A 16,675-nucleotide genomic window follows, 5' to 3' on the forward strand; every position below is an offset into this window, starting at 1 on the left:
TAAATGGCAGTTACTTCAGCCCGTTACTGCCCTGATTTTTAAAACAACTGATGTTTAGGATGCTGTTCAATAATACCGAGCTTGTCAAGTCCAGTGACTTACGATTACAACTTCCTAACAATTTCCCCCAAAATCCCTACAACTTAAAAGATCGCTTTCAGTTTGCTGTTCAATGCGTTCCAGCCATTGGCAACCCGATCCATAAAGCTACGGTCATTTGCTTCTTCTGGCTCCTCCACCGCATCCTGCAAGTCACTCTGGCTAAACATCAGCAAACCCGCAGCCGTTGCGTACATGGAACGGCGCAAGGCTGGCAAGTGCTGGTCATCGGCATAAACCTGCAAGGGTGGATTACCGAGGTGTGCGGACACTCCAAGCATACGGCGGGCCAAATTGACCATACCCTCAATCTGGCAGGCATCGCCTGTAAGCACCACCCCATGATACAAGCCATGAATCGCGCCACTATGTTCCAGCTCTTCACGAATTGAGGTGAAGATTTCTTCATAACGTGCAATGATAATTTCTGCAAGCTCAATGCGACTGATGGTTTGTGTGCCATCAATGCCCTGCACCTGAATCATGTGGTCTGGCTTCACCACACTCAGGTCTACACAGCCATGCAGAATCTTGATACGTTCGGCTTCTTCAGTGGTGGTCTGTAAAACAGCGGCAATATCGCGGGTCACATTTTCACCACCACGTTGCAAGGTACGTACTAATGCCAAACGCCCATCAAGATAGACGGCGAGATTGGTAGTGCCAGCGCCAATATCAACCAAACACACGCCATATTCTTTTTCATCTTTGAGCAAACTAGCTTCAGCCGTAGCTAAACTAGATACCACCATTTTCTCTACCCCGATATTCGCACCTTTCATGGCACGATCAAGGTTTTGCATGGTACTAATCGGCATCATCATCAATTGATAATGCCCTGTCATGCTATGCGCCGACATATTAACTGGGTTCTGCACCCACTCACCAGAGTTGCCCAGCTCAAAACCAAGCGGCACCGCACTGGCCAGATAATAGTCTGGCGAGATATGGCTGGCTTTTGCCAGTTCCAAAGCCCGCACCACTTCATTGGTTGTAATAATATGATCATGGTTGGACACAGGGGTACGGCCCGAAGCATAAAAACTCTGCAACTCTGTACTTGGAATGGACACCCACGCACTGTGGATACGGCACTCTGCCATATCCTCGGCCTCAGATACCGCATTTTTAATGGCGGCAATCACCTTGTCCAGACTGACAATCTTGCCTTTAACCATACCTCGGTTGCGAGCAGTTGCCATGCCAATGACCTGAATCTTATCTGGCGCATGGATCTTACCAATCAAGACTGAGACCTTATGGGTCCCAATATCAATCGCAACAACTGAGGGAACAGCTTCACTCATTACTTCAATACCATATCTTTTGTTGTGTAGTACGGGGGAAAATCTCCCGTTATTTTTAAGCCACGTATTATGGCTTTGCCTGAATTGCACCTGCAAGCTTTGTGTCATCAATCGTTACAACTAACTGACCATTGACAATCTTGGGCGGTGCCGCGTTCTTCCACTGAATGGCAAGGCCATTGCGGTAACGCAGGTCAATCGCCGAGATGTTTGACCATACAGGTTTAAGATCCGTTTGTGCCAAATGGCTGAGTCGCTGCAACTTGTTCATGGTCTGGTCCTGATCCACAATGATACGCAGACCCGAATCAAACTGCATAAACCATGTCATGCGCTCGGTTAAATACAGTTCTTTTAAACGCAGGTTCGCTGGATGAAACAACTGGTTGATTTCATTATAGCGACGCATCATCATTTTGGATTGGCTGACTGGACCATGAAGCAGCGGCAGGTTTGGGTGTGTTTTAGGTAGCGCCTCGCTAAACACCTCACCGTTGTCACTAAGCAAACGCCCTGTTCCCCAGCGTGCAATTGCGTGGCGTGGCATCACCCGCACCCGAATCGCATTTGGCCAAGCTCGTGACACCACCACACGGTCAACCCATGAGACCTTTAAAGCCTGGTCCCGAATTTGTTCTAAATCTGAAGTAAAGTAGTTGTGTTTAATAATCGGATTTAAGTGCTGTGCCAGCTGTTGATTTTCAACATCTGAATTGGTCCCAACAATCTGCAATTGCGCCACGGTTGCATCAGTCATGACTTTATACAAGCCATAAAGACCGATTGTGAGCACAGCGAAAGCGATCAGCAACAGTATCCACCCTCCCGCATTCACCATTTTTTGCTTGGGTGATGGCGGTTTCTCATGGATAGAACTGATTGCTGCCCGTGGTTTGCGGCGCATGGATGCAGGAAGTTGAGCCATGAATTAAGCCGACTTCGCCAGGGTTTGCTCTAGGATCGCAACACACAGTTGATCAAAACCATAGCCCACCGCCTGGGCCGCCTTAGGCACCAAAGAGTGGCTGGTCATGCCTGGTACGGTATTCACCTCCAGCAACCAGAAGTTTCCATCCTGGTCTTGCATGGCATCAATACGTCCCCAGCCCTCTGCACCAACCGCCTGAAACGCGCGCAGACAAAGCGCCTGTAGGCTTTTCTCCTCAGCCTCGCTTAAACCGCAAGGAATCCCATACTGCACATCATCACGCTGATATTTCGCCTCATAGTCATAAAAGGCAACATCTGCTGGCGGCTGCAAGCGAATCACGGGCAATGGCTGACCATTCAGGAATGAAATGGTAAATTCACGGCCTGTAATCCATTTTTCGGCCATCACCACCGCATCATGCTGTGTGGCTTTTTCAATTGCGTTGGCAAAATCCTCTGCTTTCTCAACCTTGCTCATACCGACACTTGAGCCTTCATGCACAGGCTTGATAATCACAGGCAGGCCTAAATCCGCGATCACCGCATCTAAGTCAGAATCCTTGGTGACGATGCGATAAGGCGCGGTTGGCAAGTCACTGCCCTGCCAGATCTGCTTGGTCTTGACCTTGTCCATGCCAATTGCGGAGCCCTGTACGCCAGTCCCCGTATATGGAATGTTTAGCCATTCTAGAACACCCTGAATCTGGCCATCCTCACCGCCACGGCCATGCAGCACAATAAAGGCACGGTCATAGCCAACCAGTTCCGTCACGCTACGATCCTGCGGGTCAAATGCCTCTGCCTGTACACCCGAACGCAGTAGCGCCTCTAAAACAGCCTGACCACTATCCAGTGACACAGCACGTTCAGCTGATTTCCCACCAAACAACACGGCAACTTTGCCGAATTTTGCAGCATTTGACACGTTTATATCCTTAAAACTGTAAAACTTTTAATATTCATAACACACATTATTTGGCATACAGGCGATGCTGGGCCAATTCTACCGAAATTGCGCCCACGTTACCCGCGCCTTGTGTTAATAACAGGTCATTTGCTTGTAACACTTTTTGTAAAACATTTGGCAAATTACCTTCAACGGGATCAACCAAAATCGGTTCAACTTCACCACGTAAACGAATACTGCGTGCTAAAGCACGGCTATCCGCACCCACAATCGGTTTTTCACCCGCTGGATAGACTTCCAGTAATAACAGTTGATCCACTTGCGATAACACATCGACAAAATCATCGAAACAGTCACGGGTACGGCTGAAACGGTGTGGCTGGAACATCATCACCAAGCGACGGTCTGGGTGGCTGGCACGGGCCGCCTTAATGGTTGCTTCAACCTCTTTTGGATGGTGGCCATAGTCATCCACCAACTTCACCAAACCCTCGCCAACTTCAAACTCACCCTGAACCTGGAAGCGACGGCCGACACCGCTAAAGCCCTCCAATGCGCGACAAATCGCTCCATCAGAAACGCCCTCATCAGTTGCCACACCAATAGCCGCCAATGCATTCAGGACATTATGCAGACCTGGCTGGTTGATGGTGACACGCAATGGCTCACGGTCTTTACGCAACACAGTAAAGTGCGACTGCATGCCATCCTGCACCACCTCAACCGCACGAATATCATTATCCTCACCAAAACCGTAGGTCAGGATTGGACGGCCAATACGCGGCAGAATCTCACGGATATTGGCATCATCACCACAGACCACCGCCAAGCCATAGAACGGCAGGTTATGCAAAAACTGGATGAACGTATCCTTTAACTTGTCAAAGCTACCCTCATAGGTATCCATGTGGTCGGCATCAATATTGGTGACAATCGCCGCCATTGGCTGTAAATACAGGAATGATGCATCCGACTCATCGGCTTCCGCCACAATAAAACGGCTTTCGCCCAGTGCCGCATTAACCCCTGTACTGTTTAGCAAACCGCCAATCACATAGGTTGGATCAAGGTTTTCCTCAGCCAGCATGGTGGTCAACAAGCTGGTGGTGGTGGTTTTACCATGTGTACCCGCAACCGCGATGCCATGACGGTAACGCATCAGTTCACCCAGCATTTCCGCACGGCGCACAATCGGGGTGCGTTGCTCAATGGCCGCCTTGATCTCTGGATTTTCAGGGTCGATTGCCGTTGAAACCACTAATACATTGGCATTCTTAATATTGTCGGCTGAATGCCCAATATAAACCTTGATGCCATTTGCTTCGAGATGCGTGGTGGTTTTGGATTCCTTAATGTCCGAACCCGAAATTTTATAGCCCTGATTTTTTAGAACTTCGGCAATACCACACATCCCTGCACCACCAATACCAACAAAGTGGATATGTTTAATACGGCGCATTTCTGGCACTTTAATCAGCTTTTTGGATTGGTTTGGATTTGTAGGAGACATAGATAAACTCGAATTACAATTTTTTAATCAGATCAACCACATGCTGAGTTGCATTCGGTTGTGCTTGTTGGCGTGCTTTAATTGCCATTTCAGACAGTAGTTGGCGATTTAATAATGTGGCTAACAATTCATCTAAAACAGCGGGTGTCATGTCTGCTTGTTGACAAATCTTCGCAGCGCCGACATTTGCTAAAAATTTCGCATTTGCAGTCTGGTGATCATCCACTGCGATAGGTAGCGGAACAAACACCGCAGCAAGACCTGCAGTTGCGACTTCTGTAACCGTTAATGCGCCAGCACGGCAAATAATTAAATCAGCATCACTGTAGGCTTTTGCCATATCATGAATAAATGGCTCAATCTGCACCTGTAGGCTTTTAGGCGCATCATGGTAGCGAACACGGGTTAAATCCTGCTGGTTCTGCCCACATTGGTGAAACACCTTTAAAGGAATATTCACCTTGCTTAACGCCTCAGGCAAACGCTCATTTAAAGCCTGCGCACCCAGAGACCCTCCGACAATCAGAACACTAAGGGGCTGCTGCTCCTGTTCACGGGTCTGATAACGCCATGATGGATTCAAAATCGCAGTAATCTCAGCACGCACAGGATTGCCTGTGGTCACCACTTTATCACTAGTTGGGAAAGTATTTGGAAAAGCCTGACAAACTGTTGTTGCGATACGAGCCAATTGCGTATTGGTAAATCCCGCAATGGCATTTTGCTCGTGAATCAGGATCGGAATCCCTAAGATACGTGCAGCCAAACCACCTGGTCCAGCCACATAGCCACCAAAGCCCGCCACCGCATCAACCTTGAGCTGCCGCATATAGCGCATCGCGCTCAGGGTCGCCTTGAGAATCTTGAAAGGTGCACTGAGTTTACGCAACAGGCCATTGCCACGCACACCCTGAATGTCAATTTGATAAATTGGAATATTTTGGTCTTTGAGTAACCGATTTTCCATACCTGTAGGCGTCGCAAGCCACGACACCTGACAGCCTTCCTGTTGAAGTTGTTTTGCAACAGCCAGTGCTGGAAAAACATGCCCACCTGTACCAGCGGCCATCATCATGACATGTTTGGGTTTGTTCTGCGGTGAATTGGTCACGGTCTAATTCTTCAACTCAAAAAAGAAAGTTATCGTCTATTGTTTTCGGAAGTTATTTTAATCCTAAAGCTTCATTCACGAAAAGCGAATTTCACCTGTTTACAACAGAAAGCCCCGCTTTTTTCAATTGTTTATTAAAAACAGGGGAGCACTACATCCGATTGCCCATTTACCTTGCAATCAGCGTCAAAAACAAATGGGCAATTCGGTCAATAAACAGGGAGTCTAGTTCTGTCGTCCAGCCTCAAGCACAGTAAACAAGTCATCGGCAATTGAGGTGCCAAACTGGGCATCAATTTCCCGAATACAGGTTGGACTGGTGACATTAATTTCAGTGACATAATTTCCAATCACATCCAGACCGACAAACACCAGACCCTTTTCACGCAGGAAAGGTCCAACCTTTGCAGCAATCATTTTGTCATTGTCAGTCAGTGGACGCGCCTGCCCCAAACCACCTGCCGCCAGATTGCCACGCACCTCACCATTTTGTGGAATGCGCGCCAGACAATAAGGAACTGGCTCACCATTGACCATCAGGATACGTTTATCGCCTTCGACAATTTCAGGGATATAACGTTGCACCATGATTGGACGTGTTCCCATTTCCGTCAGCATTTCCAGAGTCGAACCAATGTTCACACCGTCCTGATACAGGCGGAAAATTCCCATGCCCCCCATGCCATCCAGAGGTTTCACGATGACATCACCATGCGCCTTGATAAACTCACGAATCAGGCTTTGTTGTGATGTCACCAAGGTCGGAACTTGAAGTTCTGGAAACTGGGTCGCAAACAGCTTTTCATTACAGTCACGTAATGACTGGGGTTTATTGATGATCCATGCACCCTCACGCTCCGCCTGTTCCAAAATGTAGGTGGTGTAGACAAAGTTCATGTCGAATGGTGGGTCTTTACGCATCAGCACCACATCATAAGTAGCAAGTGACTCTTTTTGTTTCTCGCCCAGCTCATAATAATGGCTGTAGTCTTCAAACACCTTTAATGGTGAGATCAGACCGAATGCCTTGCCTTGTTCGATATATAAATCCTGTTGCAGTGCATAACCCAGCTCATGTCCACGACGGCTTGCCGCCCATAGCATTGCCATGGTTGAATCTTTCTTGAGATTCACAGTTTCAATTGGGTCCATCACCACAAGTACACGCATAACCTGACGCTCGTATTTTTAATCTTAGCGAAAAGTATAACCAAGTTTTCTGCTTATGGCTGAACAAGTTATGTAAATATTAAATAATAAAAAATCTATTTTATTCAATTATCTATAACATTATCATCTTTCTTTTTCAATTATGGGCAGGTTTGGGAAATGTTTGACTCATTTGAGTTCCAGCCAGATACATTTCCCAACATGCGAATATTGCCTTATGACAATAAACGTTGAATATCCTTGGCAATTTTTTCTGGTTTGGTGATTGGCGCATAACGTTTCACCACCTCACCTTTTTGATTGATCAAAAACTTGGTGAAATTCCACTTTATACTGCTTCCCAAAAGACCTTTGGCCTCTGAGGTTAAATACTGATAAAGCGGATGGGCAGTTGGTCCATTGACATCAACCTTGGCAAACATGGGGAATGACACGCCATAGTTGCGCTGACAGAAGCTGCCGATTTCCTCATTGCTGGATGGGTCCTGATTGGCAAACTGGTTACATGGAAAGCCCAAAATCACCAAGCCCTGCTGTTGATAGTCCTGATATAGTTTTTCCAGGCCCTCAAACTGTGGGGTTAAACCACACTGGCTTGCAGTATTCACCACCAGGAGCACTTTGCCTTGATAGTCTGCGAGGTCCTTTTGCTCACCCTCTAAAAGTTCAGCCTGAAAATCATAAATCTTGGCCATAAGAATTCTCTCTACAATAAAACTTGTGTCATTCCCAAAGTAGCTTGGTTGATTAATTCAGCTACGCCAAAATAATATTGCACACAATTATATTGTGCGCAAGTTAATTATACGCAATATACTTTTTGCGTTTTTCAATTTATACTATTTTATAGTTATTGCAGGTTAAGGACAGGATCATGACTGAGATTGCCTACTTGGAAAATCAAGTCTGTTTTGCCATGTACTCCGCCACCAATGCCATGATTCGTCAATATCGTCCATTGCTTCAGGAATATGACCTGACCTATCCGCAGTTTATTGTGTTGCTGGCGTTGTATGAAAAAGACAACGTAACCTTGTCTGAAATCGGACAAAAGACTTTTTTTGATTCGGGAACCTTAACGCCGATTATTAAAAAACTGGAAGAAAAGCAGTTTTTAAAGCGTGTTGCGGTTAAAGAAGATGAACGCATGAAAAAAGTCATTTTGCTGGAAAAAGCGCTTTCGGCAAAAGAGGAAATTACCCTGATTCCTTTTAAACTCGCCTGCTCTTTGGGTATTGAGCCCAATGATTTGGTGGCGATTCATAATCTATGCCATCGTTTCTTAAAAGGTTTGGAAAATTCTAAACTCGAAAGTTTGGGTGAATAAGTAAATGCAACAGGCCATTGTTGGATTTCATCTGGATAAAGAGAATCATTGGGTAGCAGAGCTTACCTGTGGGCATGGGCAGCATGTACGCCATGATCCACCTTGGCAAAATCGCCCTTGGGTGTTGACGGAACAAGGGCGTAGGGAAAAGTTAGGGGCGATGCTGGAATGTAAGAAATGTGAGGAAGAGTGATTCGCATAAGAGATTTTATGTTAAGTGTATTTTAATATCTATAAAAAACTTTCCATATAAATGATTTATATGAAATATATTTTTTGTTACAAATATTGCGATACCTAGAGCCTCATTAAAACCGTTGATGCAATTATATCACTAATCCAATAAATATAAATGATTGACATATATGAAATATATGTGATGATTTGAATCTTAAAAGTATCAGAGAAGATAAAATGGGAAAAAGTCTAAATTTAGCAAATTCAATTTTCGCAGGTTTTAATGATAAAAACGGATTAATGATTTGTGGTTATGAATGGGGTGAAGAATCACAAAGTAAGGGGCAAGAAGTTATAATAGATATGACTAAAGAATGTACCTTTTCTAATAAATCATTGCGATATGGTGATGTTGCTAAGACATGGAAATACGATAAAAGAATTAGAACTTGGTTTTCTATGTGGGGGCATCCTCTAAATGAGAAAGGCTTAGGCGATGCTTTCGACAAAATGATTGTACAAACTAATTGGGCTGTAGAATCAAAAAAATCTCGTTCTGCAATTCCTTTCTACAAACAAGATGAAAATGTTGATAATTTCATAGCACATATAGAAGAACTTAGACCTAAAGTAATTCTGTTTATGGGTAGTCAGCTTTTAACTGAGGTACTAAAATTTTATAAAGTAAGGGATAAATTCACTCCAATTATGGGCAATGAAATTGAAAAATTGCAAACATTAAAAATGCCTGATTATCATGGCTCATTGGCTTATATCAATAAATTTGAAAACTGCACTGTAGTTGGGTTGCCACATCCTTCTAGTGGTCGTGGAATTACAAATGAGTATATTGAATTCTGTGGATCTGAATTAAATCCTATTATTTCTCAATTTAAAAAAGATCGCGGTATTGCATAAAATTTATGAAAAAAGTCCATCTCACCCAAGCAGATATAACAGCTTTTGCTGTACATGCCATCGTTAACTCAGCAAATAAATCTTTGCTTGGTGGTGGTGGACTTGATTATGTGATTCATAAAAAAGCTGGACCATTGATGAAAGAAGAATGTGTTCGTCTAAATCAAGAAAAAGGTATATGTCCTACAGGTCAAGCAGAAGTAACAACAGCAGGTAATCTGCCTGCTAAATACCTTATTCATGCGGTTGGACCACGATGGTTAGATGGCGAACACAATGAGCCACAATTGCTTTGTGATGCTTATAGTAATGCACTATTCAAAGCTAATGAAATTCATGCACTCACTGTTTCTTTTCCATGTATTAGTACAGGTGTTTATGGTTTTCCACATCAAAAGGCTGCTGAAATTGCGATTGGCACCATACTCTCTATGTTGCCTCAATATGATCATGTTGCAGAAGTATTTTTTATCTGCCGAGAGGATGAAAATTATTTAATTTATAAGAATCTTTTATCGAATATCGATGATCCAAATATTCAGATTATGATTTCTTAGTTTAAATTATCGAAAGCTCGTATAAGAATTCAGCCACAATTTTGGCTAATAATTCATGTTCTTCTTGTGATTCAACAATATCGACCATCAAATCATCTAAACCTGTTTGTTCCTGAATGGTAACACCTTGAATTTCGAGATAAGTCAGCATTACAGCTAAACCAGTTCTTTTATTACCATCAACAAAAGCATGACCTTTTGAGATAGCTATACCAAACCATGCTGCGATCTCAAAAATGTCGCTTACATTGCTGTAATACATCTGCTGATCTATACGACTTAATACGCTTTCTAGCTTTTCAATATGACAGCCTGTTCGCCCCACGCCAGTTTGTAATAGGATCTCATCATGTACAGCGATCACGAATGTTGAGCTAATCAAACTCATTTATAAGCAAGCTCTTGAAGTTCTGCTTTATGCTGATTAATAACTCGTTTAGCACTGTGCATCACAACACGTTTTGTTGCTTCATCATTGCTAAATTGAATTGGTAATACTTGACCTGAAACCTTTTGGCGATTTGAAATTTGATCAAGGCTATAGTCTTTTAAGCGTTTTCTCATATTCATAGCTCCATTAATAGAGATGTCTATTTTAGCTCAAATTTTACAATTAGGTGCGATAGTGAGGATCTTTTCTAGGAATAGCTGACTCAGAGTCTATATCAAAGAAATCATAAATCTTAGATGCGGTTCGGGAAGTAAATAATGTCTTATCCATATAGACAATTACTTTATCTTTGTTCATATCGTAAATTACCCGACCTCGTGGAATCTGCTCATATTCATAAGCTCTAAGCTCTGGATATTCACTTTGTACATTTTTCCAATACTCGATATGCGTGTAAGGACTATCAATTAAGCCAATTGAATCAGCATCACCTAAATTAAACACATGAGCTATACCGATGACTTTATTATTCCAATGCCAGAAAATTCCAATTTTCACTATTTTTTCCTTTAATTTTAAGATTTTCTACAATTAACATAATACACCTTATACGAAATGCGTTATAATTATCTTTAGAAATCAATGCTGTAGTTACATGATTTTAGCCCACATACCCTCTGGTGGGCTTTTTTTATGATTTTTCACGTTCCACGCTTATTTTTCAATCATTATTTCCAATAATTCGTTAAATAAACTCAACAAAAAAGGAAGCCTTAGCTTCCTTTCCTACAGCTAAAACTTAGATGCCATACTTTTCACGATAGACCTGCATATTTGCTAAAGCTTCTTTCTCACCTTTGGCATCCAGATAATCCATTAAATCTTTCATGGTAATCAATGCATGCACAGGGATTTCCAGTTCTTTTTGTACTTCCTGAATTGCAGAAAGCTCACCTTGACCACGTTCCTGACGATCTAGCGCCACCAAAACCCCTGCAATGGTTGCTCCCGCATTTTTTAAGATGGTCACAACTTCACGAATCGCAGTTCCCGCGGTGATCACATCATCAATGATCCAGACTTTCTGGCCAGCAACCGATGCACCAACCAACACACCACCCTCACCATGATCTTTGGCTTCTTTACGGTTAAAGCCCCAAGGTACACTTTTACCATGCACCTGAGACAACGCCACTGCTGTTGCAGCAACAAACGGAATGCCTTTATAGGCTGGACCAAAAATCACACCGACATTGTCACACTGAACCAGTTTATCCGCATAGCCCTGCGCTAACAGCGACAGTGCCTCACCATCATTCAGTAAACCTGCGTTAAAGAAATAAGGACTGACACGACCTGATTTTAAGGTAAACTCACCAAATTTAAGCACACCACGTGATAATGCGAGTTCGATAAAAGCTTGCGGATGAAATGACACAGGCGTTGTCATATAAGGTGCTCCAGATTCTTTAATTGAGGTTAAACAGACGTATGATACCAAAGGATAGCTATCCAAGTGATGTAAAAATTCTTCGAGTGGTTTCAATTAACGTAAATGGTCTACGTTCATCTGTGACCAAAGGTCTGTTGGAATGGTTGGAACAGTCCGATGCCGATGTGGTGTGTATGCAAGAAAGCCGCATTACCCATGAACAGTGGACCGATAAATTCAAGCCTAAAGGCTGGCATACCCACCTGTTCCCTGCCGAACGTGCGGGCTATGCAGGTACGGCGATTTACAGCCGCCTCCCATTTGTTTCAGTACAAAACGGTTTGGGTTTTGAACTGGCTGATTCGCAGGGGCGTTTTATCACGGCGGAATTCGATCTAGGATTGTCACAGCCTGTTCATATTGCCTCGCTATACTTGCCATCAGGTTCAAGTGGCGATGAAGCACAAGCACGTAAAGATTTATTTCTTCAAGAATACGCCCAAATACTCAAACAATGGCGAGATGAAAATAAATCGATCATCGTATGTGGCGACTACAACATCGTGCATAAGCGCATTGATATTAAAAACTGGTCAGGCAACCAGAAATCTTCAGGCTGCTTACCGCATGAACGGGCATGGCTTGATCATATTTATGATGAACTGGGTTATGTCGATACATTCCGCGAAGTGCGAAAAGAGGCGGAATTGTATTCATGGTGGTCAAATCGTGGGCAGGCCCGTGCAAAAAATGTGGGTTGGCGGATTGACTATCAGGCCTGTTCACCTGACTGGAAAATGCGGACTGCAAACGCATGGGTGTATAAAGAACAATGGTTTAGCGACCATGCCCCTGTCATCATCGACTATAAAATACACGAATAAGTGAACACTTGTTCACTTTGACCACCTCTTTGGCTGACAGATTGTGTCGTTTTTTGTGTATTTTTATTTATCGGCTGTAACGGCATTATAGCACCACGGCACAAGGAAGCGGTCAGGATGACCAAAAAAGGATAGGAAGCCGTAGGAAGACAAAATAAACTTAGTTTAAGTTTATTTGCATGGATGAGACATTGGACGTTGAAATGAGACCCACATGATCAGGAAGATTAAATGCGGGTTTTCTCTTTTTTAATCTTAAATATTTTTCACCCCGTTTGTCTTTAGCTTTTTTCATCAAAAAGCATGATTGATTTGATCATTTTAATTTTGCTCAACACACTACATAAATTTACTTGATAAACAGGGTCTGTTGACCATTTCAAACATGCATTAAGTTATAGGCTAAAAAACTCAACTGGCAAATCACCCTCTTTTTGCGTTAGGCTTTCAGCCATATCTTTTCTTGTTTTCTATGGTTTACAGCATGTTTAAAATTTATGGTATTAAAAACTGCAATTCAATGAAAAAGGCCTTTGATGCCTTAGAGGCAAAGGGTATTGCCTATGAATTTCATGACTACAAAAAACAGGGAATTGATGCGGCAACTTTAGCGCTTTGGCTGAAAGAAATGGGTGCGGATAAGGTGCTGAATAAAAAAGGCACAACTTGGCGCAAGTTATCCGAAGCGGAACAGGCCCATGCCAGCAGCAATGAGCAAAACCTGATTGAGACCCTCATTGCCCAACCTAGCCTGATAAAACGTCCAGTGCTGCAAACTCCACAGGGCTTTGTGATTGGCTTTGATGAGGCGACTTACCAGAATCTCTCCGCTTAAACAGATAAAAATAAAAAACCGAGTCTCAGGACTCGGTTTTTTTCAGTTCAAACTCAAATTAGTTGGCACGAACCCAGGTCTGGTTACGGCCTAGAGCGGCCACACCAATATAGCCACGCAGTTTAAGCTTTTTACCACCCTCGATGATTTCAGCTTTCAACTTATAGGTCTTGCCATTTTTAGGGTCGATAATTGAACCACCATCGTAATTCACACCACCGACATTTTTCAGGCCATGCACAATAGTCACGCCTTTAAGTGATTTGTTGTGATAGGTTCCTTCACATTTAGAGCAGGCATCTTCCTGACCTGGGACTAAATATTTTTGAATAGACGCTGTTAACGAACCATCCTTTTGCTCAGTAAACTTCACAATCGCCTTTGGCTGCTTCGTTTCATCATCGATTGTCTGCCAAACGCTACCGTTTAATGCATCTGCCGCATTGGCAAAAGTTGTTAAACCGAGCAATCCAAATGCTAAAGCAATTTTCTTCATTTTTGTAATATCCTTAAGGGGTCTTTTCAAGACTAAGAGTATTGAGAATTTCTATCAATATTGCAATGCTTGATTATGACTATTGGGTATAGCCTGAGCAACAACAAAACATTGCTGTAATTACAGCGCAAGGCACATGAGTCAAAACTCTCTTGGTTATATACTGAACTAACAATATGGAAAAATTATGAAATTTGGTACTGTTTGGAAATATTATTTTACTGAATCATTACTAAAAGCGACCATTCGTACGCCGAGTCAGTTTAATTTAGCCCCGAATGCTTTGCGACCTTTATTAGACCAACTTTGTCGTCTATTCCCCCAAAATCCCACAGTACAAATTCGACCATTGCGCTTAGCAGGCGTGCGTGGTGAAGAAATCAAGGCACAAGCGTCTGCCACACAACTTATTTTTCATATTCATGGCGGTGCTTTTTTCCTGGGGAGTTTAAGTACGCATCGGGCCCTCATGACTGATATTGCTGCGCGCACGCAAATGCAAGTGGTTCATATGGATTATCCGCTTGCGCCTGAACATCCCTACCCTGAGGCAATTGACGCCATTTTTGATGTCTATCAGGCGCTTCTGGTACAAGGTATCCAACCCAAAGATATTATTATTTCGGGGGATTCTTGTGGTGCCAATCTCGCGTTGGCATTGTGCTTACGATTAAAAGCACAACCTGATCTCATGCCAAGCGGTTTAATTTTAATGTCACCCTATTTAGATCTGACCCTCACCAGTGAATCATTACGCTTTAACCAAAAACATGATGCTCTGCTCTCTATTGAAGCCTTACAAGCAGGAATTAATCATTACTTAAAAGATGGTGTACAAGCGGATGATCCGCGTGTTTCTCCTCTATTTGATGATCTTAAAGGCTTACCGCCAACACTGGTGCAAGTCGGTTCAAAAGAAATTTTACTGGATGATTCAAAACGCTTTAGAGAAAAAGCTGAAAAAGCTGGAGTCAAAGTACACTTTAAACTTTACACAGGCATGTGGCATAATTTCCAGATGTTCAATGCATGGTTCCCTGAAGCAAAACAGGCACTGGCGGATATTGCGGATTTCGCCCATTCACTTGACCGTGACTAGGCCGCTTAAATTTTATGCAAAAATGGTCAGCTATGGCTGACCATTGTCACTGTTAATTTAATTTTGTCATCATAAAATAAATCTGATTGGATATTCACATCACCCCCCTTTTTTCAAAAAATTTTCCCGTTATAATTTGCATTAAAAAGCCTAGAGCTAGACTTTTTTCTCATTCCAAAGATGTTATTGTTATTTTAATTATTATTCTTCAATATTTTGAGGACAACTCTACAGTTTCTACGGAATCTCATTGCATATAAGGATGCATGCCAATGGTCAAGATTCGTTTTAATAGGTCAACTGACACAAAGAGATGGGGCCTCAGGCTTTTTTTGGAACATCAAATTGTAGTCAATTGGACCATACTTAAAAAAAGTATTTTATTACTGATACTTGCTGCTGTTATGAACCTGTTCTGGATCAGCTGGGATATTTTTATCCTCACCCATCCAGCATATTCAGCATGGGTACATTTAAACCTGGTCTGGTCTCAGTTATGGACCAGCCTGATTATGCTTGTGGTTTTAGTGGCCATCATTTTTCCCTGCCACTTTTATAGGGATCGGAAATGGGCAAAGGAGTTTCTTCCCCTCATTACGGTGCAGGTCTTTACCGCAATGCTTTGCCATAACAGCTATCTGGTGGGAAGCTTTAGTCCAGCAACCATGGTGGGTTATGTCAGCGTGGTGGGTGTGGGCTTGATCCTGTTTAACCGTAAAATGATTTACTACGCCCTTGTGCCTGCCACCATTGCCCTGTTGTTCTGCAATTATATGAGCATTATCGGGGCACTCACCTACGCCCCTCTGTTTAAGATGGCGGAAATCAACAAGGTTGCCATGCATCCTTTCTGGGTGGGCAGCATGATGTTCTTCCTTGTTCCGGTTATGCTGGCCTGCCTATTCCTGTTTGAGGTTTTGCTGACCCAGTGGCGCACACGGGAAACCGCCATTCAGCTCCTCAGCCGTCTTGATCCCCTCACCAATGTACTGAACCGACGCAGTATTAGCAGCTCTCTGGAAAAGCTGCATCAGCAGCCAGACCCGTTATATTCAATTGTGCTGCTCGATTTAGACCACTTTAAGAATATTAATGACCAGTTTGGGCACAGCATGGGTGATCAAGTGTTGGTCAATGTTGCAAAATGTTTGGCGAATAATTTACGTGACCGAGATATGATTGGGCGTTTTGGTGGTGAGGAGTTTATTTTGCTACTGCCGAACACCACGACGGCACAGGCACAAAGTGTGGCGGAACGCTGCCGTCTTGCAATCTCCCACCTGAACTTTATCACGGAATATCAGCAGGAATTTTCGGTCAGCGCCAGCTTTGGCATTAGCAGTTCAGTGAGTGCGGATGAACCCCATTTAATCATTAGTCAGGCCGACCAGGCTTTATATGCGGTCAAGGCAGATGGACGGAATCAGGTGAAAATCTTTACTGATCTTGCCATTGATTAAAGGTATTTCCAGCCATTTAGGGGAAATGGCTGGAAATTTTTCATATTATGCAGGTTGGAGTTCTA

Annotated in this window: 20 protein-coding genes; 8 read left to right on the top strand and 12 right to left on the bottom strand. The window is 43.2% G+C overall.

Annotated features, from left to right (window positions below; translation table 11 throughout):
• Nucleotides 1–143 precede the first annotated feature (143 nt).
• The 7 genes from ftsA to F972_RS13390 all read right to left on the bottom strand — a co-directional run bounded on the left by ftsA (nucleotide 144) and on the right by F972_RS13390 (nucleotide 7,729).
• Nucleotides 144–1,406: a cell division protein FtsA gene (gene ftsA, locus F972_RS13360; RefSeq protein ID WP_004769958.1), complete on the bottom strand. Its 1,263-nt coding sequence runs from the start codon at nucleotides 1,404–1,406 to the stop codon at nucleotides 144–146.
• 67 nt (nucleotides 1,407–1,473) lie between these two features.
• A complete protein-coding gene (locus F972_RS13365; protein ID WP_004683548.1) occupies nucleotides 1,474–2,331 on the bottom strand; it encodes a cell division protein FtsQ/DivIB in 858 nt (285 codons plus the stop codon).
• Nucleotides 2,332–2,334: 3 nt separating this feature from the next.
• Complete coding sequence (locus tag F972_RS13370; RefSeq protein ID WP_004683549.1) at nucleotides 2,335–3,261, bottom strand: D-alanine--D-alanine ligase; 927 nt, start codon at nucleotides 3,259–3,261, stop codon at nucleotides 2,335–2,337.
• 46 nt (nucleotides 3,262–3,307) lie between these two features.
• Complete coding sequence (gene murC / locus F972_RS13375) at nucleotides 3,308–4,753, bottom strand: UDP-N-acetylmuramate--L-alanine ligase (RefSeq protein ID WP_004683550.1); 1,446 nt, start codon at nucleotides 4,751–4,753, stop codon at nucleotides 3,308–3,310.
• A gap of 13 nt (nucleotides 4,754–4,766) precedes the next feature.
• Nucleotides 4,767–5,864, bottom strand: a complete 1,098-nt coding sequence (gene murG / locus F972_RS13380; RefSeq protein ID WP_010589235.1) for an undecaprenyldiphospho-muramoylpentapeptide beta-N-acetylglucosaminyltransferase — start codon at nucleotides 5,862–5,864, stop codon at nucleotides 4,767–4,769.
• A gap of 225 nt (nucleotides 5,865–6,089) precedes the next feature.
• The gene (gene gshB, locus F972_RS13385; RefSeq protein ID WP_004756907.1) at nucleotides 6,090–7,034 is read right to left on the bottom strand and encodes a glutathione synthase; all 945 of its coding nucleotides are present in this window, start codon (nucleotides 7,032–7,034) and stop codon (nucleotides 6,090–6,092) included.
• Nucleotides 7,035–7,249: 215 nt separating this feature from the next.
• Entirely contained in the window at nucleotides 7,250–7,729 is a 480-nt protein-coding gene (locus tag F972_RS13390; RefSeq protein WP_004769961.1) for a glutathione peroxidase, read from the bottom strand.
• A gap of 179 nt (nucleotides 7,730–7,908) precedes the next feature.
• Here F972_RS13390 and F972_RS13395 point away from each other — a divergent pair, with 179 nt between their 5' ends.
• From F972_RS13395 to F972_RS13410, 4 genes are all read left to right on the top strand, one after another.
• The gene (locus F972_RS13395) at nucleotides 7,909–8,361 is read left to right on the top strand and encodes a MarR family winged helix-turn-helix transcriptional regulator (RefSeq protein ID WP_004769962.1); all 453 of its coding nucleotides are present in this window, start codon (nucleotides 7,909–7,911) and stop codon (nucleotides 8,359–8,361) included.
• Nucleotides 8,362–8,365: 4 nt separating this feature from the next.
• Nucleotides 8,366–8,554, top strand: coding sequence for a DUF3565 domain-containing protein (locus F972_RS13400; RefSeq protein ID WP_004769963.1), 189 nt, complete (start codon nucleotides 8,366–8,368; stop codon nucleotides 8,552–8,554).
• A 221-nt stretch (nucleotides 8,555–8,775) separates the two neighbouring features.
• Nucleotides 8,776–9,456: a hypothetical protein gene (locus tag F972_RS13405; RefSeq protein WP_004769966.1), complete on the top strand. Its 681-nt coding sequence runs from the start codon at nucleotides 8,776–8,778 to the stop codon at nucleotides 9,454–9,456.
• Nucleotides 9,457–9,461: 5 nt separating this feature from the next.
• Nucleotides 9,462–10,013, top strand: coding sequence for a macro domain-containing protein (locus tag F972_RS13410; RefSeq protein WP_004769967.1), 552 nt, complete (start codon nucleotides 9,462–9,464; stop codon nucleotides 10,011–10,013).
• Between the two features lies 1 nt (nucleotide 10,014).
• On the opposite strand, the gene F972_RS13415 is transcribed toward F972_RS13410, so the two are convergent.
• The 4 genes from F972_RS13415 to pyrE form a co-directional block, all read right to left on the bottom strand.
• Nucleotides 10,015–10,401: a type II toxin-antitoxin system death-on-curing family toxin gene (locus F972_RS13415; protein ID WP_004769969.1), complete on the bottom strand. Its 387-nt coding sequence runs from the start codon at nucleotides 10,399–10,401 to the stop codon at nucleotides 10,015–10,017.
• Nucleotides 10,398–10,577 (bottom strand): hypothetical protein, encoded by a 180-nt coding sequence (locus F972_RS13420; RefSeq protein ID WP_004769971.1) that lies wholly within the window; start codon nucleotides 10,575–10,577, stop codon nucleotides 10,398–10,400. Before F972_RS13420 ends, F972_RS13415 begins: the two co-directional genes overlap by 4 nt.
• A 49-nt stretch (nucleotides 10,578–10,626) precedes the next feature.
• Nucleotides 10,627–10,962, bottom strand: coding sequence for a hypothetical protein (locus F972_RS13425; protein ID WP_004769972.1), 336 nt, complete (start codon nucleotides 10,960–10,962; stop codon nucleotides 10,627–10,629).
• Between the two features lie 241 nt (nucleotides 10,963–11,203).
• Nucleotides 11,204–11,854, bottom strand: a complete 651-nt coding sequence (gene pyrE, locus F972_RS13430; RefSeq protein WP_004760411.1) for an orotate phosphoribosyltransferase — start codon at nucleotides 11,852–11,854, stop codon at nucleotides 11,204–11,206.
• A 41-nt stretch (nucleotides 11,855–11,895) separates the two neighbouring features.
• On the opposite strand from pyrE, the gene F972_RS13435 reads away from it, so the two are divergent.
• Together F972_RS13435 and F972_RS13440 are read left to right on the top strand one after the other, a co-directional pair.
• Nucleotides 11,896–12,720 (top strand): exodeoxyribonuclease III, encoded by an 825-nt coding sequence (locus F972_RS13435; RefSeq protein ID WP_004769975.1) that lies wholly within the window; start codon nucleotides 11,896–11,898, stop codon nucleotides 12,718–12,720.
• Between the two features lie 484 nt (nucleotides 12,721–13,204).
• On the top strand, nucleotides 13,205–13,555 hold the full coding sequence (locus tag F972_RS13440; RefSeq protein ID WP_034426706.1) for an arsenate reductase: 351 nt from the start codon (nucleotides 13,205–13,207) through the stop codon (nucleotides 13,553–13,555).
• Nucleotides 13,556–13,613: 58 nt separating this feature from the next.
• Here the strand turns inward: F972_RS13440 and F972_RS13445 are convergent, their stop codons facing one another.
• Nucleotides 13,614–14,051: a DUF2147 domain-containing protein gene (locus tag F972_RS13445; RefSeq protein WP_004679055.1), complete on the bottom strand. Its 438-nt coding sequence runs from the start codon at nucleotides 14,049–14,051 to the stop codon at nucleotides 13,614–13,616.
• Nucleotides 14,052–14,238: 187 nt separating this feature from the next.
• Between F972_RS13445 and F972_RS13450 the strand changes: the two genes are divergently transcribed.
• Nucleotides 14,239–15,150: an alpha/beta hydrolase gene (locus F972_RS13450; protein WP_004679056.1), complete on the top strand. Its 912-nt coding sequence runs from the start codon at nucleotides 14,239–14,241 to the stop codon at nucleotides 15,148–15,150.
• 272 nt (nucleotides 15,151–15,422) lie between these two features.
• Nucleotides 15,423–16,610 carry a GGDEF domain-containing protein gene (locus F972_RS13455; protein WP_004683564.1) on the top strand — a complete coding sequence of 396 codons (1,188 nt, stop codon included), beginning with the start codon at nucleotides 15,423–15,425 and terminating at the stop codon, nucleotides 16,608–16,610.
• The last annotated feature ends 65 nt before the right edge of the window (nucleotides 16,611–16,675 follow it).

Origin of the sequence: Acinetobacter sp. CIP 102529 (genome assembly GCF_000368325.1) — a bacterium.
GTDB lineage: Bacteria > Pseudomonadota > Gammaproteobacteria > Pseudomonadales > Moraxellaceae > Acinetobacter > Acinetobacter parvus.

Excerpts from the sequence above, each read along its gene's own strand:
- ftsA (WP_004769958.1), bottom strand. The coding sequence starts at position 1,406 with ATGAGTGAAGCTGTTCCCTCAGTTGTTGCGATTGATATTGGGACCCAT.
- F972_RS13445 (WP_004679055.1), bottom strand. The coding sequence starts at position 14,051 with ATGAAGAAAATTGCTTTAGCATTTGGATTGCTCGGTTTAACAACTTTT.
- F972_RS13405 (WP_004769966.1), top strand. The coding sequence starts at position 8,776 with ATGGGAAAAAGTCTAAATTTAGCAAATTCAATTTTCGCAGGTTTTAAT.
- F972_RS13420 (WP_004769971.1), bottom strand. The coding sequence starts at position 10,577 with ATGAGAAAACGCTTAAAAGACTATAGCCTTGATCAAATTTCAAATCGC.
- F972_RS13395 (WP_004769962.1), top strand. The coding sequence starts at position 7,909 with ATGACTGAGATTGCCTACTTGGAAAATCAAGTCTGTTTTGCCATGTAC.
- gshB (WP_004756907.1), bottom strand. The coding sequence starts at position 7,034 with ATGCGTGTACTTGTGGTGATGGACCCAATTGAAACTGTGAATCTCAAG.
- F972_RS13410 (WP_004769967.1), top strand. The coding sequence starts at position 9,462 with ATGAAAAAAGTCCATCTCACCCAAGCAGATATAACAGCTTTTGCTGTA.
- F972_RS13440 (WP_034426706.1), top strand. The coding sequence starts at position 13,205 with ATGTTTAAAATTTATGGTATTAAAAACTGCAATTCAATGAAAAAGGCC.
- F972_RS13435 (WP_004769975.1), top strand. The coding sequence starts at position 11,896 with ATGATACCAAAGGATAGCTATCCAAGTGATGTAAAAATTCTTCGAGTG.
- pyrE (WP_004760411.1), bottom strand. The coding sequence starts at position 11,854 with ATGACAACGCCTGTGTCATTTCATCCGCAAGCTTTTATCGAACTCGCA.
- murC (WP_004683550.1), bottom strand. The coding sequence starts at position 4,753 with ATGTCTCCTACAAATCCAAACCAATCCAAAAAGCTGATTAAAGTGCCA.
- F972_RS13400 (WP_004769963.1), top strand. The coding sequence starts at position 8,366 with ATGCAACAGGCCATTGTTGGATTTCATCTGGATAAAGAGAATCATTGG.
- F972_RS13455 (WP_004683564.1), top strand. The coding sequence starts at position 15,423 with ATGGTCAAGATTCGTTTTAATAGGTCAACTGACACAAAGAGATGGGGC.
- F972_RS13450 (WP_004679056.1), top strand. The coding sequence starts at position 14,239 with ATGAAATTTGGTACTGTTTGGAAATATTATTTTACTGAATCATTACTA.
- F972_RS13365 (WP_004683548.1), bottom strand. The coding sequence starts at position 2,331 with ATGGCTCAACTTCCTGCATCCATGCGCCGCAAACCACGGGCAGCAATC.
- F972_RS13390 (WP_004769961.1), bottom strand. The coding sequence starts at position 7,729 with ATGGCCAAGATTTATGATTTTCAGGCTGAACTTTTAGAGGGTGAGCAA.
- F972_RS13415 (WP_004769969.1), bottom strand. The coding sequence starts at position 10,401 with ATGAGTTTGATTAGCTCAACATTCGTGATCGCTGTACATGATGAGATC.